Genomic DNA, 23,218 nt, shown 5'->3' on the forward strand with positions numbered 1-23,218 from the left:
TATTTTCAATAGAATTAAGTTTATTAATATAAATAATAAATTACTATTCTTAAATTTGATCAGATTGATTGCAAAAAAACAAGATTTTCAATAGGTTGCTTATAATCCTAGCTATAGTTAGCCTTTCATAAGTAGCGATGCAACAAAGCCCACTGGGATGGCTTTGTTGCATCGCTAGCTATGATGGATTAAAGATAAAAAAGATAGAGAATATCAGTAGCTTATTATTCTGGTATTTATAACAAGAACGGTCAGTGAATACCTAAATTTGAGTAAAAGAAATTTCACTACCACTCACTAATCCGGCTAAAATTCAAGAATTTCAATGCTTTAGCTATTTTCAATAGAATTAAATTTATTAATATAAATAATAAATTACTATTCTTAAATTTGATCAGATTGATTGCAAAAAAACAAGATTTTCAATAAGTTGCTTATAATCCTAACTATAGTTAGCCTTTCATAAGTAGCGATGCAACAAAGCCCACTGGGATCCAGAAGACTTAATTTTAACCAAGTGGCTGCATAATAAAGACTGGATTCCAGTGTCAAGCACTGGAATGACATTACAGGGACACTGGGATGACACCCTCCTTAACCGTCATACCGCGATTCATTTGCGGTATCTCAGCCGCTAACATGTAGCGGACCGTCATACCTTAACATAGATCCCGCTAACAAGCAGCGGGATGACGGTTGTCAGGGTGTCAGCTACTTAGATGAAACCCTTTCCCGGTCTATCAAATCACATAAGAGAAAACTAAGACCAATCACATTTTTTATCTTGTGGCTTTATTTGCAATATTGCTACCACACTGACCAACAAGCAGAAGACTATATAAAGCCCAGCAGCAAGGTTTGTTTGAGGAAATGTTACAGTCAACCAAATACAAACCATAGGGGTAAATCCTCCATGTAATGCATAAGAGATGTTACGTGATAAGCTTACGCCACTAAATCTGACATTGGTGGGAAAGAGTTCAGATGCAACTATTCCTATGGGAACTATACCCCTTTCTATTATAGAGAGAACCATTACGCTCAACGCAATCACAAGATAATTTTTGTAGTAATATGCAATAGATAACGCAGGACAACACAGTGCCATTGTAATTGCTATAAATAAGATTGCAGTGCGCTCTTTTCCAACTTTATCAGCCAACATTCCAAACGCTATTGAAGATATCGGCATTAATACACTGGTTATAATCAATACAATTTCGTTGATATATGTCGTTACATAAACATCCACTGATGCTATTTCCTTTGCGAGTGTTCGAAGAAATATGGTAAATCCAACAGCAACATTAACAGGTACAGATATTAAAATAGCAAGTATAAGAGCTCTCTTGTGGCGCTTTATAAGCTCTATTATTGGCAAATCAGGTAAATTTCTTTGTTTTTGATTTTTTTCATATGCTGGAGTTTCTCCCAATGTGTATATGCTATACGCGCTAATTAATCCTAAAATAGCTGAGAAAACAAATGGCAATCTCCAACCCCAGATACAAAAATCAGTAGTTTTTTTGCAGATAATTACTATCACCGCAGAAAGCAGTACACCAATGGAACGACCAAAGCCCATTATTCCAAAATACATCCCTAAGTTCTCTTTCCTACTGGATAAATGCTCTATAAGATAAACAGAACTTCCTTGTTCACCACCAAGTGCAATTCCTTGTGTCACATGGATTGCAAGAAGCAATATAGTAGAAATTATACCTACTTGATTGTGACTTGGAATAAATGCAATGAGACTTGATGGTATCGATATTAGCAAGATAGTAATTATTAATGCTATCCTCCTTCCATACTTGTCACCAACGTGACCAAATATGAATGCACCAAGTGGCCTGACAATTGCGCCTAGCCCTACAATTCCAAATAATTGCAGTATGTTACTGTAGACATCTTTTGCAAAACAAAACTCTCTGCTGATTATGTTAATCAAATCAATAAAGAGCATGTAGTCATACCATATTGCGATTCTGCAGAGTATGGTTGATATCAACACCCTTGTTTGCACTAAATTCAATTCGTAAATGTTTGCTTATTCTATTCTGGCTGCTTTTTGGGATTTTACAACCTAAACATATGGTGTTGACTTTTTTATTATGGTATGTGATAATTAAAATGTTATTAAAATCAGAGGTGAAGTTATGGGGAAATATGTGCAATTGGAAAAATATTAAGTGTAATTGATAAGGAGGAAGGTTTCAGTAAGGACAACGTAATTGAAGAAATAAAAGAGAAATTAAAAGTAGAAGATGAAGATGAGTATGAAAAATGGGAAAAAGCTGATTTTAGTGTAAATCACCTGTTTTGGGGTATTTTTTTAGGAAAAATTGGAAAACATACATTATTACATTTAGCTGCTGAAGAAGGCTGTACAGAGATAGTAAAGGTTCTATTACAAGCAAAAGGGATTGATATTAATGCAGCAAATGAATTTGGACAGACTCCTTTACATTTAGCTGCTGAAGAAGGCCATACAGAGATAGTAAAAATTCTAATAGAAAATGGAGCAGATCCTTTAATAAAGGATGAACATGGTAAAACTCCAAGAGACTTAGCTACAAATGATGATATGAAGGGGCTTCTCAAGGAAGCAGAAGAAACCCAATGAGACATCTAGCAATTAAACGAGCAACTAAAAACGGTATTATTGCCGGTTGTTCAACAGCATTATTAGGCACTGCTGTAGCAGTAGCACTTTTTGCAACCGGAACAATTGCAGTTGAGTTAATACCTATAGTAATAGCAGTGGTTGCAGTTGCAACAGCAGCACTAGCGGTTGGTGGTATTACGTATATGATGTCAAAGCCTAGTACTAAAGTGGATGAAGCAAAAAAAGAAAAAACTGCTGAAAATGGGCCGGGAGTAACTACGTAAACTGCTTTTTTTATTGAAAAATTTAGAAAGATGTTGTAAAATTATTGTGGTAGTAGAACTTGGTAGAACATATGGCAGATTCAAGCACTAATATAGCTTTCAGTAAAGAGATTCTAGAGGATCTTGCTCGCTTGGCTAGAGTGAAGAATCAGTCCGTTCAAGAGCTAGCAAAGGAGTTTATACAAGAAGCGATTGAACATGAGGAAGATATGGCACTACTTAAGCTTGCTATTCAACGCGATGTTCCAGGTGCAAAAAGAGTTAAGTACAAGGACGTAAAGTGGAAATAAAGCCTTACGAAATTGAATTTTTAGATAATGTTATTGAAAGGGATCTTCCAGATCTTCCAAAAACAATAGAGTTAAGAGTCCAAAAGGCCATAGAAGAACGCCTCACAGTTTCTCCTGATAAAGTAGGAGAGCCTTTGTTACGTGAACTTAAAGGATACCGTAGAATACGAGTAGGTAAATATCGTGTGATATATCAGGTAGACAATTTAAAACGCATAGTAACAATTGTTGCAATAAGACATAGAGAATACATTTACGATTGTCATTGAAGCAGCTACTATAAACATTAGATATATTTTTATACACCCACTTTTTTTATTGAAAAATTTAGAAAAATGTTGTATAATTGTTATAGTAGTAGATTTTGGTAAAACATATGGCAAATTCAGGAATTAACATAGCTCTTAGCAAAGAAACTTCACAGCACTTTGCTGAACTAGCTGAACTCACTAAGGAGTCTACTCAAGAACTAGCAGAAAGGCTATTCAGAGAAGCAGTAGAGCGTGAAGAGGAAGATATTTTATTATCTGTGGTTGCTGATGAGTATGATATTGAAGGTGCAAAAAAGACTAAAAGTGAGGATGTAGATTGGAATACACTATTATCTTCCTAGACAATGTTCTCGAGAAAGATCTTCCAGATCTTCCGAAAACAGTAGGGTCAAGGGTTATAAATGCGATAAATGAGCGGCTTACAGTTGATTCCTATTAATCTTGGTGAAGCGTTAAACCACAGCCTTAAAGGGCGCAGAAGACTAAGAGTTGGCGATTACCGTATTATATATCATGTAAACACTGTAGAATATGAAGTAACCATAGTTACAGTAGGGCATAGAGATACCATTTACGAAAAGGCTAGAAAAATACTGAGTAAACATAAATATATTTTTATACAGGCCTCCTTCTTGTGCTGCTTTCTATCTTAAGTGGCTTTGCTGAGCTTAAAAATTGATTTTTTTTGATCCAACGAAAACACTATTTTGAGTCGAAGAGTCTCCGTTTTGATATGAAAACAAGTGGTCACGCTACTTGGATTCACGGGCTCTTAAATTGCTTTAGCTATAAATATTTAAGAAATTTACCAAATGAAAAAAAGGCAAAAGAAGCCCTGGTCATTGTCTATTTTCAGTATTGGCGTTTTTTAAGTCTTAAACACTGCAATTTAGCTGCTTTTAATTGCAACTCACCTTAGTTTAAATGTTTAAGAAATTTACTAAGTAGAAAAAAAGGCAAAAGAAATCCCGTGTTAGCTAGTTGTCACTCTCTAATCCTGCAAATTGGCGTACTATACTGTCTTAAACGACTTATAAGCGCGTTTCAGCTTGTGTAGGTAAAAACCTAGAAATATTGTGAAGACATAAGATGCACATAGTGCAAAAAATTAAAAATAAGACGCCAACTACGTTGTTTTCTTGCTGTTTAATCTGCACAGATGAAGATAACTGAATACCTTCAGTTTTATGATAAAGGGGCTGGCGAAATGTGTCAAGCAGCTTTTTCGTTTCTATATGCGCTACCTTAAGACTTCAACGTCTCAACGCACCTGACCCCACTAGCATATAAATTTGCATGGCTCTTTCCAATATTAAGCAATGCAAGTCCAATGTTGTCTACACTAGAGCGCAGTTCCCCTATTTCCTCATTATTTTCATTTGTCACTTTAGTGCCAATATCTGGAAGTGCGTTATCCCCCTCAACAAGGTAAAGCTTTCTTCTGAATATTTCTTGTCTGCTCATTCGATTTACGACTTCCTGACCTATATAACACCCCTTATTAAAGCTTATACCGTTTACTTTATCGATTAAAAATTGCAGTGGGAACGATGAATTTTGTACCATATCTTTTGCTCCATCTGGAACGAGGTTTTGAATTCTAACTTTTTCATACTGAGTAAAATCCCCAACTGGCTCCTTTATTTCACCTTTATGTATGATCCTCATTCCTAGCAATTTGTGCCTTGGATCTTGAAAAATAACTTGTGACTTACCACTGCACTCCGTTGACTTAGTATTAAACAAAACTCCAACCTTATATAGTGCACTAACGTCTTTAATCTTCACCCTCAAATAAGTTTTAAGTAAATCTAGTTTCTCGATTATTTGCTGCAAGTGCATGTTTTCGCACTCCAAGAGGGTGTATTTACCATATTCAATAAGAAAAAAATCATATAGATATTTTCCTTGAGGGCTAAGCAATAAAGAGTAAATGGCTTTTTGGCTATCCAACTTATTAATATCATTGGTTATAATACTCTGCAGAAAATCTCTAGTGTCAGGCCCATATAGCACTATCACACCACGACTTAAGAATGGTATATAACTCATGAAATCTCTATAAACAAATCTAAATTTTATTATATAACATTAGGCTCTTTTAGAAACTGCTTTTGGCGTGCATATTTTATAATGGTGTGCATATTTTACAAGCTCCAGCCCTTGAAATCTAACTTACGAGTATATATATAAAGTTATAGGTTAATTTATTGAGAGGAAAAGCAAATGTCAAATATAAGTTTAAATGTATTGGATGATAGCGTGCTGATCAAGCCTGTTAGCGAGGAAAAGCAAGGTGGAATTATGCTTCCATCAAGTGCTGAAAAGAAACCTACTAAAGGTGAAATTGTAGCAACTGGTGAAGGTTCACGCAACTCAAATGGCGAACGCGTAGCTTTAACTGTGAAAGCTGGTGATAAAGTGTTCTATCGTCAATGGGCTGGTACAGAAATAGAACATAATGATGAAAAGCTTATCGTGATGAAAGAGTCCGATATACTTGCTGTCATTAAATAGCAGTCTTTATTTTACTAAACTGAAACAAAGCGCAACATGGCGCATTGTAAATGGTTTTATTATAGTTTTCTAAATTTTTTATTAACAAGAGGTGATAAAAATGACTAATGTAGTAGTATCAGGTGAGCAGTTGCAAGAAGCCTTTCGTGAAGTCGCAGCAATAGTAGACTCAACGGTGGCAATAACTGCGGGACCTAGGGGAAAAACAGTAGGGATTAATAAGCCCTATGGAGCACCAGAAATTACAAAAGATGGTTATAAGGTGATGAAGGGCATCAAGCCTGAAAAACCACTAAATGCTGCAATAGCAAGCATCTTTGCCCAAAGTTGTTCTCAATGTAACGACAAAGTTGGTGATGGTACAACAACGTGCTCAATACTAACTAGCAATATGATAATGGAAGCTTCAAAGTCAATTGCTGCTGGAAACGATCGTGTTGGTATTAAAAACGGAATACAGAAGGCGAAAGATGTAATATTAAAGGAAATTACGTCAATGTCTCGTACAATTTCTCTAGAGAAAATAGACGAAGTGGCACAAGTTGCAATAATTTCTGCAAATGGTGATAAGGATATAGGTAACAGTATTGCTGATTCCGTGAAAAAAGTTGGAAAAGAGGGTGTAATAACTGTTGAAGAAAGTAAAGGTTCAAAAGAGTTAGAAGTTGAGCTGACTACTGGCATGCAATTTGATCGCGGTTATCTTTCTCCGTATTTTATTACAAATAATGAAAAAATGATCGTGGAGCTTGATAATCCTTATCTATTAATTACAGAGAAAAAATTAAATATTATTCAACCTTTACTTCCTATTCTTGAAGCTGTTGTTAAATCTGGTAAACCTTTAGTTATTATTGCAGAGGATATCGAAGGTGAAGCATTAAGCACTTTAGTTATCAATAAATTGCGTGGTGGTTTAAAAGTTGCTGCAGTAAAAGCTCCAGGTTTTGGTGACAGAAGAAAGGAGATGCTCGAAGATATAGCAACTTTGACTGGTGCTAAGTACGTCATAAAAGATGAACTTGGAATTAAGATGGAAGATCTGACACTTGATGATCTTGGTACTGCTAAAAATGTTAAAATTACTAAAGATAATACCACAGTTGTCAGCGAAAATAGCGATTCTGACAGCGTGAAAGCTAGAATCGAGCAGATCAAATCTCAAATTGAAACTTCAACTTCTGATTATGATAAAGAAAAGCTAAGAGAACGTTTAGCGAAATTATCAGGTGGTGTTGCTGTGCTAAAAGTTGGTGGAGCAACTGAAGTGGAAGTTAAAGAACGTAGAGATAGAGTTGAAGATGCGCTGCATGCAACAAGAGCTGCAATTGAAGAAGGCATAGTTCCAGGTGGTGGAGTTGCGCTTCTTTATGCTTCATCTGTTCTCGACAAATTAAAAGGTGCAAGTGACGAAGAGCAAATAGGCATAAACATTATCAAGAAAATTCTCAGTGCTCCAATTAGAAGGTTAGTTAAAAATGCTGGTCTTGAATCTGCTGTTATAATTGACTATTTGATTAAGCAGAATGATAAAGAGCTTATATACAACGTTGAGGCTATGAATTACGCTAATGCATTTACAGCTGGTGTGATTGATCCAGCAAAAGTGGTGCGTATTGCTTTTGAAACAGCGATATCTGTTGCGAGTGTGCTGATTACTACTGAATCTATGATAGTTGATGTACCAAGCAAAGAAAATGCTTCATCTCCTATGGGCGCAGGAGAAATGGGTGGCATGGGTGGATTCTAAGTAGAGTGAAACCGTGGAGCAATTGCTCCACGGTAGTTCCAAAAAATCTCACATTTTACTATTCGTTAAAGGTAATACGTTTGGTGCAGAAATGCACTACTGTTTGCATCCGTTTCACTCTTTTATATTATGGTTGTCTATAGCTAACCCAAGAAAGGTTTTCCTACGTCATACCGCCAAGGATAGGTTCCGCTAACAAGTAGCGGAATGACGAATTTTTGTTTTTCAAATTGTCGGTAAATCTAAGTCAGTTTAGCTATATGTGTTTTCCACAATGACTTATTCTTTTCACCCATTTATATTACAGTTGTATATATTAGAATAATGCTATGTTAATAAATAATCTATATAATACTATTAAATATAATAATTAAAATCTAAATCACTTTCTCTATAAAAGGAGAATTTTACCTTAATGAAAATACATATATATTTAATATTGTTTTTATTTTTTTCTTGCACTCAACTATATGCTGATGAGGAAATTGCAAAATTTGATTTACTTATTGGCGAGATAAATGAAGCAAGCCTCACTCTTAAAGGTGCAATAAGGGTTACAGTAGAACCAGGCTGGCACATATATATAAAGATCCTGGAGATTTCGATTTTCCCACTTCTTTTGATTGTAAGGGTAACACATTAAACATAGATATTTACTGACCTACTCCAAAGGAACATAGAGATAAAGTAGGAAGAGAGATATTTATCAGTAACGTATATGAGGATATGGTATTATTTCCCTTTAAGATGAATGTGTTTTCAAATCAAGGGTATATTGACCTTAACTTCCATATAAATTATGCGATATGTAAAGATAGGTGCATCCCTAAAAGTGCTGAGATAAAAATCAAACAGCCACTAAAGAATTTTATAAATTCTGATGTCAATGAACTTATAAATGAGTGGTATGAAAAATAGAGTTCTCAGGGGGCGAGTAAGTTATCAGTCCAGTGATAGGTTCAATAGTTTAAAAATGTTATCCCTATGTCCTATTGAAATAATAGTTACTATGCGTTTTGCGGTATTTACATGGTAATCAGCAACTTTTATTCTTCTATGTCCCTTTAATCTATTGCGTAATAATATACCATTACTAACAGGATCAGTCTCAAGACGCTCTTTTATTGCGTTTTTAATACTTGGCTTTACGTCCTGTGGTAAGGAAGGCAAATTTCTCTTAATAACATGTTTGAAATATTTAATAGTATATCGCTTATTTCCAGATGCCTTCACTATCATCTACTTCTTCTGCATCATCATCACTTAATTCTCTAATCACTTTAGAAAACGCTACATCTTCTACTTTAAGCTCGATCGCTTCTTTGACTAGCTTTCCTGTTAATTTTTAAACAGTTGTTTAGTGGCTTTAGCTAGTTCAATAAGGTGTTGTGAAGTTTCTGGGTCGAAGGTTACATTAACTCTTGAATCTGCCATAAGTTCTACCAAAGTTTATGAGTAATTATACAGCATTTTCCTGAATTTTTCAATAAAGAATTTGCAGATTAAATAATAAGAGGCATAAATCTTTTCAAAAGATATCATAAGCTATATCTCTGAAAAGCAATTATACTGATATTAGTATATCATTAATATTTACATGTTAATATTATATTGATTTTTTAATTAAGGAGTATATTATGGATATGGATAATGTGTTAAAATGCAGAGATAAATGTACGGTACTTGGTTCTGCAGATGGAAAAGGTAATAGAGCTGAGATGGTAGATATTGATTGCTTTGAAAAATGTATTTCTCAGAGTCCTCAAAATTCCCCATCTCATTCATCAAAACCAACACTTAGTGGGAAATTAACAGCTAGTGCAAATAATCTCCTTGACGAGAGCTTGAAATTATTGTCTATGGCAGATGAAATACATGATCTAGATCCAATGTATCTTTAATCACAATAAAAAAAGAAGATATTCAATATCTTCTTTTTTTTAATACGATTACTTCTATAATTAGCTACTTGAAAACAGATAACCTGTTTTTTCTGAAAATTAAGAACGATAAAAGGCATAAATCTTTTCAAAAGGTATCATAAGCTATATATTACTGCTCTGAAAAGTAATTATATTAATATAATATCTGCATTTATATGTTAAAATTATATTAATTTTTAAATTAAGGAGTATATTATGACAAAACATACACAAAAACTTGATCTACGGAATTCCATGAATAGTGAAAATGAGGTACCCATACAACATACATACGGCGATTGCGTCAAAATATGCGACCAAAGACACAATAGTGGTACGTACTGGCATAAAGTGTGCAAGCACTGGTGTAATAATACTAATTTTTCATATTCTCAACCTCATTCACAAGAAGTAACACTTAGTGAGAAATTAGCTAGCTACTGCAGACAATCTCTCTGCTGAGAGCATAAAATTATCACTTATGGCAGATGCAATACACGCTCTAGATACAATGTATCTTTAATCACAGTAAAAAAAGAAGATATCCAATATCTTCTTTTCTTTTATACGATTATTTCTATTTATCGTATATATCACAACTTCAGTATACGTGGCAGCTTACATTTAGTTAGTCAACAACGCGAACAGAGCGCAGAAAGAAGCGGAAAAATACTTTGTAGAGCTTGACACTGACTTTGACTAAAAACTGAGTATGAGAGCAGCTAGTATTATGTTAAAATAAAAATTTTTGATATGGAAAACTGGTCCCAGTATCAGCTACTTGGATGACAGGAAAGGGGTGCTAGGATGACAGAAACGAAGTCATACGAACTCCCATAGAAAATAGGTTAGGTATTTTCAACTTTTGTATGTATACTTAAGTCAAAACACTCACTTTTACAGATGGATACAGTAAAGTTTGTTTTATTACTGCCAACAATATTACTCATGCTAGTTGCTGGTGTTTACCTATCGGTTAAACTAAAATGGCTACAGATATTTAGATTACCATACGCCCTTTCACTCCTTGGAGCTAAAAAAGGAGAAAATAAATTTTCTTCTATAGCCGCCCTGTTTACAATCTTAGGGGGAAATTTAGGAGTAGGAAATATTTCAGGAACTGCTGTTGCTCTAAAAACCGGGGGACCGGGCTCTATTTTATGGATGGCGATAATTATTGTTATCACTTCTGTGATAAAATATGTCACTTGTTATCTAAGTATAAAAACCAGAAAGGAAAAGAACGGACGATTTATAGGTGGCCCCGTAGCCTACATGGCTGATGCATTTAACTCTAGAAAAGCTACAATTGTGTTTCTAGTTGTTATGATGATGGTTTCAATAACAGTTGGTAACCTTGTTCAGGTAAATTCTCTATCAATACCACTTAACATGATAGATGTGCCTGCAGTTGTTGGTGGCATTGTAATGGCCATAATATTTTTTGTTGTTGCAGCTCTCAGCTTAAAAAAAATCAAAATTTTTATATCGGCTATGATACCGATAATGACGGTAAGTTACCTCACACTTTGCGGTATCATATTATTTAAATTTAGTGAAAATATTCTTCCTTCTCTAAAACTAATAACAAGCAGTTTTTTTACAACTAGTAGCTTTAACTCTGGTTTATCTTTAGGTTTGATTTTAGAAATGTTGACTATTATTCAAGTCGGAACTTTGCGAGGTATTTTTGCAACAGATATAGGGCTTGGCCTCGAAGGAATCGTGCACTCTTCAATTGCTCCTAAGAAAAATAACAATAAATTTATTATTGAACAGAGCCTAATCACAATAATATCGCCTTTTATAGTTGCATTCATAGTGTTTATTACAACAATGGTACTGCTTGTCACAGATTCTTGGGTCACTGATTTAGAGAGTACTAACATGTGCATATTTGCTTTTAGAAAAGCTATGAATTGGCCCTATATTGACTATTTAATTATGGCCATAATGTTTTGTTTTGCTTTCACTACTATTTTTACTTGGTTTTTTTGCTCAAAACAGACAATACGTTATGTGTCTATGGATAATAAATACACTAAAATCTGGATTGTAATTTTTACCATGATCATTCCGCTTGGTGCGATAGGTAAAGTCCGGTTGCTATGGGATGTCGCTGATATCTCGATTGCTGCTTTGTTGTTTATCAACATACTTGCTATACTCAAGCTAACTTCTAAAGATCCAGGAGTATTCACTATGAGCAACAGATATTTAAAATTAGGCGCCAACTAAAAGTTGCCATCTGAGTAACAACACAACCTTCCTTAATAAAAATTCAACCAATGCTCGTGATAATTATATTAGCTAGTATTAGCTAGAACTAAAGGCAGAGGGTTATTAGTGAGGGGTATATGAGCACTAACGATACACAACAAGAACACATTTATAATGAGCGCATTCAAGAATTTTTTCCTTTATTTGATAAAAAGGACGACCCAATTTATAATGCTAGAGTTGATTTTAACACAGTAAAGTTTTTAACAGAACGCGCCGATTGGGATTGGAACGAAGATAAAGACAAAAATAAAGCATGTGGAGTTATTCTTCAGGAATGCGACAAGACAGCTAGACAAGAGCTTGAAGATAAAGCTAAAGAAGAGTTGAATAAATATATTACTAGTGCTAATAACATTAATGATGATGTTGAAGATAAAAAAGTTTCAATATACGGTAATCATGCAAGTATTACACTGGAGGATAACAAGAAAGAGTTCAAAATCAGCGAATTTTTAAACAGTGATTTTTGTCAGAAGAATGGAATCTCGGGATTTTCAACGTTGCATAGTGATGGAAAGAGCGGAATGCATGGTTTTGTTGCCGAGGAAGGAGGGAAAAAAATAAGACATTATGTCGTAACCGATGGTTCATATGAGATGACGCTAAATTGGTATGTGAATGGGGAAAAGTGTACTATCAAAATCAATATTGATAAAGATGGTATAGAACTTATTGAAGGTAATGGCGTTACTGAAGATCAGCTAAAAGCAAATAAAGACGTAAAAATAGGTGGTTTATTCTTGCGTGAAATAGAATTCAGGGAAAAGGGACAAGGAAAAGCGAATGAGATGCAAACGTCATTTGAAAGTACTATAAGAAATGACGATATCGTAAAAGACAAAGCTACCCACATGAATCGAGGAGTTGGGTCTCAGACCCCTCCGCTGCCACCACTTAGAACTAGTTCACTACCACCTGAAAAAGATGTTTTCAATAAGCAAAGGAGGAATACCTCTGCCAAGCCTGTAAGCCAAGATGGTGGGCAAAGAGATAAACAGAATAATCCAACACCTAATAATCAGCAAAAAGGTGCAACTTCTGATCCTTCAGATAGTTCTACTTTCACCAAGTCTGTAAGCCACAATCAAGATAATAGGCAAGAAGATGAACGGTATGACAATCCTACATTTGGACATGCTGTACCTGGAAGCCGAAAACCAGATAGAAGTGAGCAAACACCTAATGATCAGCAAAAAGGTGCAACTTCTGATCCTTCAGATAGTTCTACTTTCACCAAGTCTGTAAGCCACAATCAAGATAATAGGCAAGAAGATGGACGTTATGACAATCCTACATTTGGATATGCTGTACCTGGAAGCCAAAAACCAGATAGAAGTGAGCAAACACCTAATGATCAGCAACAACCTGAAATCCCGCAACAAGAAGGAAATAGCAAAAGCGATCTATTACAAGAGATCAGGAATTTCAAGAAAAACAACTTACGGCACACTGATGTTGATGATAGAGAAACATCAATTGCAGGAAGTAGAAAAAATAACCCATCACCGTTAGAGACATTAAAGGACAGAATTCCTTATTCACCTTCTCCAGATCCAGATATATATAACAGTGATAACCAAAGTGCTAGTGGTGCTGAGTGGAAAGAAAGTGAACAGTCATTTTCTGTTCCAAAACCCAATAGCAAAAGTGACTCGGGCTCTTCATCTCAAATTCATGCTCAACCTCAAGTAGATCCTGAGCAGCCAAAGAGGAGCTTAGAGAACATTGGACAAAGTGATCAAACTCCGCCTGAAAATCTTCTTAAAGAAATCAGAGATAGATCACAGCAAGATAATAGAGGATTAAGGCAAGTTGATCCTACTGATAAACTGTCACAAGATAAAGAAGATGGGTTGCAAAAAGACAATTTAGCAGATGTAAAAACAGTGGAAGGTCCAACTGTTAGTGTCTCTGCTTCAACACCAAATAGTATAAGTGATTCAGGTTATATATCTCCAACTAGTAGTGATAGTAAACCTCAAGCAGATTTAAAACAGGTAGGAAGGAAATTAGAAGAACATATTAATCTAACTCTATTTGAAGAACTTAAAAATACATTAGGTCAAGAAAATCTCGGGTTAAAACCGGCTGATCAGAGTCAGATTAGTGAAGAAACTAAAAAACGCTTGAGAGAAGATGGATTGCTAAAAGACAGTTCAACAGATGTAAAAACAAATGATTCGGGCTATTCATCTCCAACTCATGCCAATCATGAACAATCTCAAGTAAATCCTGGACAGTTAAAAGCGAGCCTAATGAATGTTGAACAAAGAGATGATACTCTACTTACGGAATTTACCAGTAAGTTGGATAAAGAAACTCAGAAGTTCCCACTAAAACCAGTGGATCAAAGAGGAATTAGTGAACAAACTAAAAAACGCTTGAGAGAAGATGGATTGCTAAAAGACAGTTCAACAGATGTAAAAACAAATGATTCGGGCTATTCATCTCCAACTCATGCCAATCATGAACAATCTCAAGTAAATCCTGAACAGTTAAAAGCGAGCCTAATGAATGTTGAACAAAAAGATGACACTCTACTTACGGAATTTACCAGTAAGTTGGATAAAGAAACTCAGAAGTTCCCACTAAAACCAGTGGATCAAAGAGGAATTAGTGAACAAACTAAAGAACATTTATTGGCAGCCGGGTTGCTAAAAGATAGTTCAACAGATGTAAAAACAGTGGCAGAACGAGAAAATGCTGACACTAGTCCAACCGTAGATAAAAATAGCGAACTATATAAATTGCTAGAAAAAGATAAGATACAGCTGGAAGTTGGAGTAATAAAAGAAGAAAGAGAAGATACTTTAACAGAACACACTGATAGTTGTGATCGCGATAGAATCGCATTAGGTAACAGAAATAAAAGACCACTGGATTGGACTAAACGTATTGCTGAGTCACAACAAGAAAAAGATACCAATAAAGGTATTTCAATATAAATTGAGGTTAAAATAATTGCTTAGCAAACAATAGGTTTCATGCAACGGTAACCCTATAACAGAAGAGTAGGAGCCGCGTAAGAACAATACGAACATTCCAGCTAGGCCTTGTATATTGCATCCCCCTGCCCTATTTTTCCACTCTTCTGATGCTAAATAATACTTAATTTCTTGTTCACTGAGACGTTTAAATTTCACTATTGTAACCACAGTCCTGATATGTTGTTTAGATTGATCGGGAGTTAATAAACATACACTGGTGTATACTCTATGCCTTCTTCCTGATAACAAGCGGATACATTTTTCTGCTTGTTCAACGTTTTCAGCTTTAAGCAATATCCTTCTACCACAAGCAACAACTGTATCAACACCAAGCACAAAGTAATTTGGATTTGAACTTCGTATTTTCTCAGCTTTACTTTTTGCCATACGGATTGAGTAATCCTTCGGAAGTTCCTTTTTTAAAGGGGCTTCATCTATGTCTGCTGGCAAAATTAAACCTGGCTCAATATTTATTTGTTTTAATAAAGCTATGCGCCTTTTCGATGATGAAGCAAGAATAAGATTATTTAGAGATCGTTCTGTCACTTGTACCTTTAAGCCTTCTAATGATCCGACCTTTTTTCGCATTCCTATCGTAAATGCTCATCTCAACTAACACCCTATCCCCTATAATGATGCGTATTTTACTTCTTCTCACTTTCCCTGATACATGACAGATAATTTCATGTTCATTGTCCAGTTTCACTCTAAATTCTGCTGCAGGTAGTAAAGCAGTTACTGCCCCTTCCACTTCAAAAATTGTTTTCAATTTCTCGTCTTTTATCATATGTTATATTATAATTTAATAATCTTTTTCAGTCTACTATAGATTTTAAATTATTATCAACACAAAAGACTTTTTGCACTCCACTTAAGTATTTCTCTTGCAACTTAATCCCAACCATCTTCACAATAATGCTTTCGAAGTGCAGCCCTGCATTTTTCACTTTCTCCAACCTAACCGAGAAAAGGCGAGCTACCTACGTTTCTACTCTCTGCCACCTTCTCAATAGAACTTGTAGTTATGTTGGAAGATAAATCATTATCACAATTTTCCTCATCGCTACCATATCCGCCATCAATGCTTAAAGATCTGAGTGATCTTCTCTCCCCTTCTAGTGGAACATAAGACTCATTATCAAGGCTTAAAGATCTGGATAACTCTATCTTCTTTCGTGGAGCATTGTCAGGCTCACTAGAAATGTCTCCTGTTAGAGTATAAAATTGATCGTTGAGGCTCCTTTGTCCATCAGCACGAATTTTTTCTTCCAGTCCATTAAGCATTTCTACAACTTTATCATCCCATTCATTCTCACGCTCTAGCTCGCTTCTTAACTCTTCAACTCTCCATGCTAGGTTGCATATCTCTTGTTTAGAAGATTCCAGTTGTGCTTTATACTCATTTTCCAACCCTAGCATTTGATATTTTAAATTGCTTATAGACTGCTCCTTTTCCTTCATTATGTGTGCTGCTTGGTCTATCTCTTTTTCAAATTCTTTTAATTTGTCTTCTAATTCCTTCTTTTCTGTATTAACATCTTTCAGCTTGTCCTCTAGCTTTCCTTTTTCTTCATATACACTTTTAAGTTTTTGTGCCCTCTCCTCCAGGTTTTCTTTGAGCTGCGTTAACTCCTTGCGCATTGTATCTATTTCTGCCTTTGATCCTCGCTCCTTTTTTTCAAGTTTATCTTTTAAATCACTAGTCTGTTTTTTTAATGCTTCAATTCTTTGCTCAGCTTCTGCAAGTTTCTGATTCACTCTTTTCTTTTCTGTTTGAGCACTTTCTAGCTCATTGCTTAATGCTTGGTTTACCTCTTTCAAGCATGATAATTCTTTTTGCAGATCTAATACTTGTTTTGAAAACCGTTCTTTATCTTCCTCTATATCCTTATTAGAGCGTTCTAACTGATCAAACTTGTCCTCTAAATCAGACTTTCCTTCCTGCACATGATATAGTTCTTCTTGCGATTTCTTTGATTTACTTTTTAACTCCTCCTTTTTTGCATTAGCAACTTCCAGCTCTTGCCTTAGCTTTCCTTTTTCTTCACATACACTTTCAAGTTCTTGTGCTTTCCCTTGTAGCTCTGCTAACGCACTTGCTAACTTTTTATCTTTTTGTGCCAGTTCAGTTTGCAATTCTGTGTTTTTTTGCTCTTGCTCAATTTCTACAGGTCTCTGATCCGATACATAATGCTCATCACCAAGTCCACTATCAACGCTTGAAAATCTGCGTAATTTTTTCTTCTCTGGTGTAACATTAACGTTATCTTCAGTGAGTTTAAGTATAAGCATTGTATCTCCTGGAAATTCCTCGTACTCGTTTTCTGGAATGTCGAATTCTGGTCTCTCTTCTCCAAGTTTATCTTGTAAATCGCTATTCTGCCTCTCTTTTACAATTGTTTGATTATCTTCTGCTTGGGTTGTTTCTAGTTTCTCCTGTAGTTGCTGATTTTCTTGTGTTAATTCATGGTGCTTTTTATTTATCACTTGCAACTCTGCTTCTTCTTGCTTCAATTCAACGTTTTCTTCGGACAGCATCTGATTATTTAAAATTAATTCATCCATTTGTTGTGAAGCAACTTCTGGTTGAGTTTCAGTGTGCTGTAAATTGACTTCTGTTTGAATTAATGCATTGCTATTAATAGAAGGAGGAGGAGGAGGAAGGCTATTGTCAGCATCAACTTTAGGATCTAATTTCTCCTCTGGTTCTTTGTCTTGATAGGCCACTATAGATTCATTTTGAAAATTATTATTAGCAGTAGGTACAACATCAGCAGCCTCACCCTTTTTTAGTGATTTTATTACAGCATTATGTAAGGAGAGACCTTGAATATATAATTCATCGTTTTGCTTTATCCATTCTCGGATCTCCTCCGATAGCACAAAATCTTTACCATTAAATTTTAATACTTCAGTTATGCCACCACTACTCACATTCATAATCATGGTACAAATTGAAACATTCCCGAACTCATCCTTTACAGGCCAAGTGCTTGTCATTTCATAACATGCGCCTTCTTCAAATTTATAATGTCTTTCCTTACCTTCTCGATGAGCGCATATTTCACGTTTTTTATTGCAATAGATATTCAGTTCTTTCTCTTGCTGCAAAATGTCACTAATCTTTGTTGGCTCACTTCTATTGTAATTAATAAGATTGATATTCAAAACTCTATGAGCGTTATCAGTTTCTGTGTAATAAGCTCGAAGCTCTACGCCTTTTCCCTCAAAACATTTACTTGCAGCTTTTTTTCCCTGCTCTGCCAACTCTATGCATTTATCTATATCTTCCTTAAAGCTCTTACCGGCAGACTCTGTTACTGCTTTATCTATGTACGTTTGTTTAAAATCTTTATCGTTTATTAGGTCATAAAAACTCCACCCATCTCTATAAGCATTCTGTATAGCAGTGAAGTCTCTTTCTTCTTTCAAAAGCGTTAAAAAGCCTACCTTGTCTTCTAGATTTTTTAGTTTAAAACCTGTTATTATCTTCTCTAATTGAGAATTAAATTCTTTATCGGCAAAATTTTCAGCAGGATTATTTAAATTGTTTAATTCGTTTTGTAATCCTTTATTTTCTGCAATTGAGCGGCAGAACTTTATTATAGCAGAGTCCTTAGTGGAAGGATTTTCTTTTTCCACTTCATCAATACGGTCCTTGAGGGATGTAAGACGTAGTGTAAACCGTGATGAATAACATAATTTTTCTTTTTCTTCTCTATACAACACCAGTAGGCGATGTATTGCATACCAGGTACATGATGCTGCCCTTATAACTGATTCAACATCATAATTCTCTGACTGATCACTTGTTTTTCCTGCCTCTGCTGTTTTTTCTTCCTTAGTCAAATCTCCAATCATAACACACCTCCTTTAACTATATTTATATTATACTAATTAACATATATTTAAAAAAATCAAACCACGCTCTACACTAACTTTTATGATTACTTGATTGTGTAAAAATAACTGCAAGTGTTAACCTTGAGCTTTTATCTTTCATTATACACTGCTCACTATACGTTTACACTACTACCTTGCATAATAGACTATTCGAAGTTACGCAAGTATTTTTTTTTATTGGATAAAAGTTAACAAGACGTTTTCAGAAATCTTTAAGCTCAATAACATCCTCTCTTTTTGGACTAGTTGAAATTAGATGAATTGGTACACCTATTAATTTTTCTAACTTGTCTATATATTTTATTAAATTGATAGGCAATGCTTCAATCGACCTTTTACCTTGAGTATTTTCTTTCCAGCCAGGAAACTCTTCATATATTGGCTCTAATTCCTCCTGTATTGAATGCGATGCGGGTAAATAATCATACATTTTCCCGCTATACTTGTAACCAGTGCATATTTTAATTGTATCAAAAGAATCAAGCACATCTAATTTGGTTAATACAATGCTTGAAACTCCAGAAAGTTGCACAGCCTGGCGCACTAAAACTGCGTCAAACCATCCGCAGCGCCTTCTTCTATTGCTCACTGTTCCAAGCTCCTTGCCTATAGTAAATAAGCTATCTCCAATCTCGTTCTTTTGCTCAGTAGGGAATGGACCATTGCCCACTCTTGTTGTATAAGCTTTTACCACACCAATAATGTAAGCATTGGAGGCTAATCCTGAGCCTGTTATTGCTTGCGACGCTACAGTATTACTTGAAGTAACAAAAGGGTAAGTTCCGTGGTCGATATCTAAAAATGTGCCTTGGGCGCCTTCAAATATTATTTTCTTACCTTCTTTCACAAAGTCATTTAATATCCTCCACACAGGTTTTTTATATGAAAGAATTTTTTTTGAAATCCCTTGAATTTCTTTTAATATTTCTTCTTTTTTAACCACCTGGTAGTTAAGGCCTTTTCTGATAGCATTGTGGTAATTCAGAAGAGTATCCACTCTTTTATTGAGCTCATCTGCGTTTTCTAAGTCACAAAGGCGTATAGCTCTCCTTCCAACTTTATCTTCATAACATGGCCCTATTCCTTTGTTTGTTGTACCAATTTTGCGATTTCCGTTTAAATCTTCAAATAGCTTTTCCTTGTCCTTATGTACGCTAAGTATTAATGGACAGCTTTCAGATACTATCAAATTATTGGGATTGATATCCATCCCTTTAACTTTCAATAACTCTATTTCTGAGATTAGAGCATGTGAATCAAGAGCAACACCGTTTCCTATGATAGATATTTTGCCCGTTCTCAAAACAGCAGAGGGCAGTAAATTTAATTTATAAACCTCATCATCTACTACTATAGTGTGCCCTGCATTATTTCCTCCCTGAAATCTCACAACTACATCTGCATTCTCAGAAAGATAATCTACTATTTTACCCTTGCCTTCGTCACCCCATTGCAGACCAACAATTACAATATTATTCATCATTATTTTCTAGATTAATACATAAATGTTAATATAGTACGCTACAAATGAAAAGAGAAATCTACGCCTTTCCTGCACCTCTTAAATAAAGAAATATACTGTCGATTTTCTTGATATATTACCAAATTATTCATCATTATATGATACAACTTACAGCATATTTACAGTAAGGTGTTATTTATGAAAGAGGCAAAGGGGAAAAATAATAAGAGTCCAGTAGTTAGATTAAAGGCCACAGCTAAAGAGTTCAATTTTAGTAAATTAAGAGCAGATCAAGATAATAAATTAGCGAATTCTGGTGAAACAATGTTCTTAGATTTTCAAAGGATGAATTTTATTATTAACGGAAAAGAAATAGATAAAAATCTTATTATTGCATTTAAGGAAGGAGCTAAGCACCGCAAAAGCGAACTTTTTAATAGTGATGATATATATAATGACGAAATATTTAACAAAAAAGGAACAAGAGAAATAGATACGGATCATGGCAAAGCATTTGTTGCTTCAGTACTTGAAGATATTGAGAAAGAGCTTGCAAGTGATGCATTGGGTGAGCTGTGGAAGGACCACTGCGAGAATCCCAAAACTGCTGATTATCAAAAAACTGATTCATATAAGAAAGAATTTGAAGAATTTTACAATGCTGGCCACGGGTATATCCATCTATTACCTACAGAGAGAGATGAAAACAAGGATTACCGTTCCTTTGCAAAAGAAGTTTTCAAAAAAATGTTTAGATACGCTGGAGCAGAAGTTCCAAGTGATGCTATTTTAGAAGAGCTAGTCACCAATTGTAATCAAGCAGGGTATGAGGCTGCTCCATTTATACAAACCCAACTTGCACTTGGACAGTCGTTCATAGTAGAAAATCCTAAAAAAGTAATAAACATTGATTGTGCTAACCAAAATAATGTGAGAATTAGATCTGATATGAGGCTACCAATACTCTCTGTTGAAAATCAAGTTATGCATGGCGATAAGATATGTAATCTGCCCAGTTCATGGGAATTTACAATTGAATCTCACAATGGTGAAGACTTTGTAACATACAGAGATGGTAAATTGTCACTTACTATTCCTAAAGAGTTAAAAAATTATAAAGATAATGGCAAGAGCTTGTTTGACATTATTAAAGAATATTTTCAGAAATTCTGTGCAAAATTAGGATTTAAACCTGAGACAAAAATACAAATAGAGCATGGCTTCGGTGCTCAAAGTAACTATTTAGATGGTACAATATCAACCACAGGATCAGATGCAAATGAAGAGTTTATCAATCTTTTAAGCGAAAATCTCAGAGAGAGGTTCTTGGGGTTAGGACTTGCTCTAGAAGATGTTAATGATCTTGTTGAAGTCAGAGTATCTACAGTTATGGATCTATTGAGTGATTATGCTAAATTGGAAGATAATAAAGAAAACAGAGAGTTATTAATAAGTGAAGTAGCAGATAATTTAGGGCTTTCCTTTCAAGGTAAAATAGCATCAGAAGTATTGAAAGAGTTTGATGATGAAATGTTAATGCATACAGAAGGTATAGATAATAACATAGGTCAACATATAATGGAATTAGGCTCTTTACCTTCTTTGATAAGAGGCCATATTAATCATAATCAAGTGCAGTCTGTTGTAAATACTTTTATTAAGTTAATTATTGAAGGGAAAAGCGAAGTATACAAAGAAAAAAATGCAATTAATGCAATTGATGCAATTTATCAGAAGGTAGATAAGGCAATTGTTGAGCAAGAAAAAAGAGCAACCAACAAACAAGATATAGAAAATGATAAATGGACAGATAAAATAAAAAAACAGAGATTATCTGTGGAATCACATGAACACTTACATTAAAGATACTAGTAGGCTCTTTAAATATTTTAGAGTTCATGGTTACAACGGTTGCTATTTTACAGTGCACCTCATCGTAAAAACTACGTGCCGTTGCATCATATGTTTCAAGAACGTTGGTAAAATGTTCAAGTTGATCTCGATTCAATACCTGATCTATTCTAGTTAGTTGGTCATTGCTGCTTTTAAAATTAGTTAGATCACATAACATAGCACGTTCTTCAGTTTCAGCAGGCAAGTATTTAAAGTGACCAAAGATATTTTGCCTAATTTTCTCTAGCATATTTACCTGTATACTTACAAAGCTACCTAATACCGCATACTGATTTCTCTCTTTATTTTGTACGAATTAATCAAATGAAGTGAATACAGTATCCACACTACTAAAAAAAATGTGGCACAAAACATAAACATTACAATGAGTGGCAACAGCAAAGAACCTTCTATTGCTACTCCACCTCTTCTCAAAATGCTTGCAGGCTGGTGGAGAGTAGACCATAAATTCACGGAAAATTTTACTATAGGAATATTTATAGCACTAAAAATGGCAAATACTGCTGCTGATTTTTCTGCCCTCGCTTCATTGTCAAAAGCGCTCCACAATGAAAGGTAGCCAACATATAGGAAAAATAAGATCAACATTGAAGTAAGCCTTGCATCCCATACCCACCAGGTGCCCCAGGTTCCTTTTCCCCAGATGCTGCCTGTGATTAAGCATATTGCAGAAAAGATTGTCCCTGCAGGAGCAGCAGCATGTGCCAAGACACTAGCAATGCTATTGTTCCACACTAATGAAATGAAACTGAGTGAAGCAATTAATCCATATATTCCAAGAGCAAGCCATGCAGAAGGCACATGAAGATACATAATTCGTACAATTTCTCCTTGTTTATAATCTTCTGGGGAGAAGAATAACGCCAAAAACATTCCAATCAAAAAACATGCGAAACAAATAACCCCAAGCCAAGGTAGAGCTTTCTTAGAAAAATAAGAGAAATTTGTAGGCTTTAATAAAAACATTCGTTTTGAGAATAATTATGTTAAGAATTTACCAATTAGTTTGAGTTTTATCAACAGGAT

The 23,218-nt window shown here is 34.9% G+C and carries 23 protein-coding genes and 1 pseudogene; 15 read left to right on the forward strand and 9 right to left on the reverse strand.

Annotated features, from left to right (window positions below):
* Positions 1 to 485 precede the first annotated feature (485 nt).
* Positions 486 to 566 (forward strand): annotated as a pseudogene (locus OPR48_RS07515) (WPE palindromic element domain-containing protein); the annotation flags it as partial.
* Between the two features lie 194 nt (positions 567 to 760).
* On the opposite strand, the gene OPR48_RS04350 reads toward OPR48_RS07515, so the two are convergent.
* Positions 761 to 1,966 carry an MFS transporter gene (locus tag OPR48_RS04350; RefSeq protein WP_265026626.1) on the reverse strand — a complete coding sequence of 402 codons (1,206 nt, stop codon included), beginning with the start codon at positions 1,964 to 1,966 and terminating at the stop codon, positions 761 to 763.
* A 378-nt stretch (positions 1,967 to 2,344) separates the two neighbouring features.
* On the opposite strand from OPR48_RS04350, the gene OPR48_RS07360 reads away from it, so the two are divergent.
* The 6 genes from OPR48_RS07360 to OPR48_RS04375 all read left to right on the forward strand — a co-directional run bounded on the left by OPR48_RS07360 (position 2,345) and on the right by OPR48_RS04375 (position 4,107).
* The gene (locus tag OPR48_RS07360; RefSeq protein ID WP_406831117.1) at positions 2,345 to 2,626 is read left to right on the forward strand and encodes an ankyrin repeat domain-containing protein; all 282 of its coding nucleotides are present in this window, start codon (positions 2,345 to 2,347) and stop codon (positions 2,624 to 2,626) included.
* Positions 2,623 to 2,892 (forward strand): hypothetical protein, encoded by a 270-nt coding sequence (locus OPR48_RS04355; RefSeq protein WP_265025565.1) that lies wholly within the window; start codon positions 2,623 to 2,625, stop codon positions 2,890 to 2,892. Before OPR48_RS07360 ends, OPR48_RS04355 begins: the two co-directional genes overlap by 4 nt.
* A gap of 71 nt (positions 2,893 to 2,963) precedes the next feature.
* A complete protein-coding gene (locus OPR48_RS04360; RefSeq protein WP_265025566.1) occupies positions 2,964 to 3,182 on the forward strand; it encodes a hypothetical protein in 219 nt (72 codons plus the stop codon).
* Positions 3,173 to 3,451 (forward strand): type II toxin-antitoxin system RelE family toxin, encoded by a 279-nt coding sequence (locus OPR48_RS04365; RefSeq protein WP_265025567.1) that lies wholly within the window; start codon positions 3,173 to 3,175, stop codon positions 3,449 to 3,451. The genes OPR48_RS04360 and OPR48_RS04365 overlap by 10 nt, the downstream gene beginning before the upstream one ends.
* A gap of 107 nt (positions 3,452 to 3,558) precedes the next feature.
* Entirely contained in the window at positions 3,559 to 3,795 is a 237-nt protein-coding gene (locus OPR48_RS04370) for a hypothetical protein (RefSeq protein WP_265025568.1), read from the forward strand.
* A gap of 69 nt (positions 3,796 to 3,864) precedes the next feature.
* A complete protein-coding gene (locus OPR48_RS04375; RefSeq protein WP_265025569.1) occupies positions 3,865 to 4,107 on the forward strand; it encodes a type II toxin-antitoxin system RelE family toxin in 243 nt (80 codons plus the stop codon).
* Positions 4,108 to 4,699: 592 nt separating this feature from the next.
* Here the strand turns inward: OPR48_RS04375 and ygfZ are convergent.
* Entirely contained in the window at positions 4,700 to 5,506 is an 807-nt protein-coding gene (gene ygfZ / locus OPR48_RS04380; protein ID WP_265025570.1) for a CAF17-like 4Fe-4S cluster assembly/insertion protein YgfZ, read from the reverse strand.
* A 174-nt stretch (positions 5,507 to 5,680) separates the two neighbouring features.
* On the opposite strand from ygfZ, the gene OPR48_RS04385 reads away from it, so the two are divergent.
* The 4 genes from OPR48_RS04385 (at position 5,681) to OPR48_RS04400 (ending at position 8,639) form a co-directional block, all read left to right on the forward strand.
* Positions 5,681 to 5,971 carry a co-chaperone GroES gene (locus tag OPR48_RS04385; RefSeq protein WP_406830801.1) on the forward strand — a complete coding sequence of 97 codons (291 nt, stop codon included), beginning with the start codon at positions 5,681 to 5,683 and terminating at the stop codon, positions 5,969 to 5,971.
* A 100-nt stretch (positions 5,972 to 6,071) separates the two neighbouring features.
* Entirely contained in the window at positions 6,072 to 7,721 is a 1,650-nt protein-coding gene (gene groL / locus OPR48_RS04390; protein WP_265025571.1) for a chaperonin GroEL, read from the forward strand.
* Positions 7,722 to 8,136: 415 nt separating this feature from the next.
* Positions 8,137 to 8,364, forward strand: coding sequence for a hypothetical protein (locus OPR48_RS04395; protein ID WP_265025572.1), 228 nt, complete (start codon positions 8,137 to 8,139; stop codon positions 8,362 to 8,364).
* Between the two features lie 83 nt (positions 8,365 to 8,447).
* Positions 8,448 to 8,639, forward strand: a complete 192-nt coding sequence (locus OPR48_RS04400) for a hypothetical protein (RefSeq protein WP_265025573.1) — start codon at positions 8,448 to 8,450, stop codon at positions 8,637 to 8,639.
* A gap of 24 nt (positions 8,640 to 8,663) precedes the next feature.
* Here the strand turns inward: OPR48_RS04400 and OPR48_RS04405 are convergent, their stop codons facing one another.
* Positions 8,664 to 8,954 carry a type II toxin-antitoxin system RelE family toxin gene (locus tag OPR48_RS04405; RefSeq protein ID WP_265025574.1) on the reverse strand — a complete coding sequence of 97 codons (291 nt, stop codon included), beginning with the start codon at positions 8,952 to 8,954 and terminating at the stop codon, positions 8,664 to 8,666.
* Positions 8,955 to 9,364: 410 nt separating this feature from the next.
* On the opposite strand from OPR48_RS04405, the gene OPR48_RS04410 reads away from it, so the two are divergent.
* The 3 genes from OPR48_RS04410 (at position 9,365) to OPR48_RS04420 (ending at position 14,871) form a co-directional block, all read left to right on the forward strand.
* Positions 9,365 to 9,622 (forward strand): hypothetical protein, encoded by a 258-nt coding sequence (locus OPR48_RS04410; protein WP_265025575.1) that lies wholly within the window; start codon positions 9,365 to 9,367, stop codon positions 9,620 to 9,622.
* Between the two features lie 924 nt (positions 9,623 to 10,546).
* Positions 10,547 to 11,881: an alanine:cation symporter family protein gene (locus tag OPR48_RS04415; RefSeq protein WP_265025576.1), complete on the forward strand. Its 1,335-nt coding sequence runs from the start codon at positions 10,547 to 10,549 to the stop codon at positions 11,879 to 11,881.
* Between the two features lie 119 nt (positions 11,882 to 12,000).
* Entirely contained in the window at positions 12,001 to 14,871 is a 2,871-nt protein-coding gene (locus OPR48_RS04420; RefSeq protein WP_265025577.1) for a hypothetical protein, read from the forward strand.
* Here the strand turns inward: OPR48_RS04420 and OPR48_RS04425 are convergent.
* The 5 genes from OPR48_RS04425 to OPR48_RS04445 all read right to left on the reverse strand — a co-directional run bounded on the left by OPR48_RS04425 (position 14,863) and on the right by OPR48_RS04445 (position 20,296).
* The gene (locus OPR48_RS04425; protein ID WP_265025578.1) at positions 14,863 to 15,459 is read right to left on the reverse strand and encodes a Maf family nucleotide pyrophosphatase; all 597 of its coding nucleotides are present in this window, start codon (positions 15,457 to 15,459) and stop codon (positions 14,863 to 14,865) included. The genes OPR48_RS04420 and OPR48_RS04425 overlap by 9 nt on opposite strands.
* Positions 15,437 to 15,700, reverse strand: coding sequence for a translation initiation factor IF-1 (infA, locus tag OPR48_RS04430; RefSeq protein WP_265025579.1), 264 nt, complete (start codon positions 15,698 to 15,700; stop codon positions 15,437 to 15,439). Before infA ends, OPR48_RS04425 begins: the two co-directional genes overlap by 23 nt.
* Before the next feature lie 28 nt (positions 15,701 to 15,728).
* Positions 15,729 to 15,860, reverse strand: coding sequence for a hypothetical protein (locus tag OPR48_RS04435; protein ID WP_264732335.1), 132 nt, complete (start codon positions 15,858 to 15,860; stop codon positions 15,729 to 15,731).
* Between the two features lie 10 nt (positions 15,861 to 15,870).
* Positions 15,871 to 18,774, reverse strand: a complete 2,904-nt coding sequence (locus OPR48_RS04440; RefSeq protein WP_265025580.1) for a coiled-coil domain-containing protein — start codon at positions 18,772 to 18,774, stop codon at positions 15,871 to 15,873.
* Between the two features lie 244 nt (positions 18,775 to 19,018).
* Entirely contained in the window at positions 19,019 to 20,296 is a 1,278-nt protein-coding gene (locus OPR48_RS04445) for an adenylosuccinate synthase (RefSeq protein WP_265025581.1), read from the reverse strand.
* A gap of 180 nt (positions 20,297 to 20,476) precedes the next feature.
* Here OPR48_RS04445 and OPR48_RS04450 point away from each other — a divergent pair, with 180 nt between their 5' ends.
* Positions 20,477 to 22,141: a hypothetical protein gene (locus OPR48_RS04450; RefSeq protein ID WP_265025582.1), complete on the forward strand. Its 1,665-nt coding sequence runs from the start codon at positions 20,477 to 20,479 to the stop codon at positions 22,139 to 22,141.
* Between the two features lie 306 nt (positions 22,142 to 22,447).
* Here the strand turns inward: OPR48_RS04450 and ccmC are convergent, their stop codons facing one another.
* Positions 22,448 to 23,158, reverse strand: a complete 711-nt coding sequence (gene ccmC, locus OPR48_RS04455; RefSeq protein WP_265025583.1) for a heme ABC transporter permease CcmC — start codon at positions 23,156 to 23,158, stop codon at positions 22,448 to 22,450.
* Positions 23,159 to 23,218 lie beyond the last annotated feature (60 nt).

The organism is Wolbachia endosymbiont (group A) of Bibio marci, from assembly GCF_947251645.1.
Taxonomy (GTDB): Bacteria; Pseudomonadota; Alphaproteobacteria; order Rickettsiales; family Anaplasmataceae; genus Wolbachia.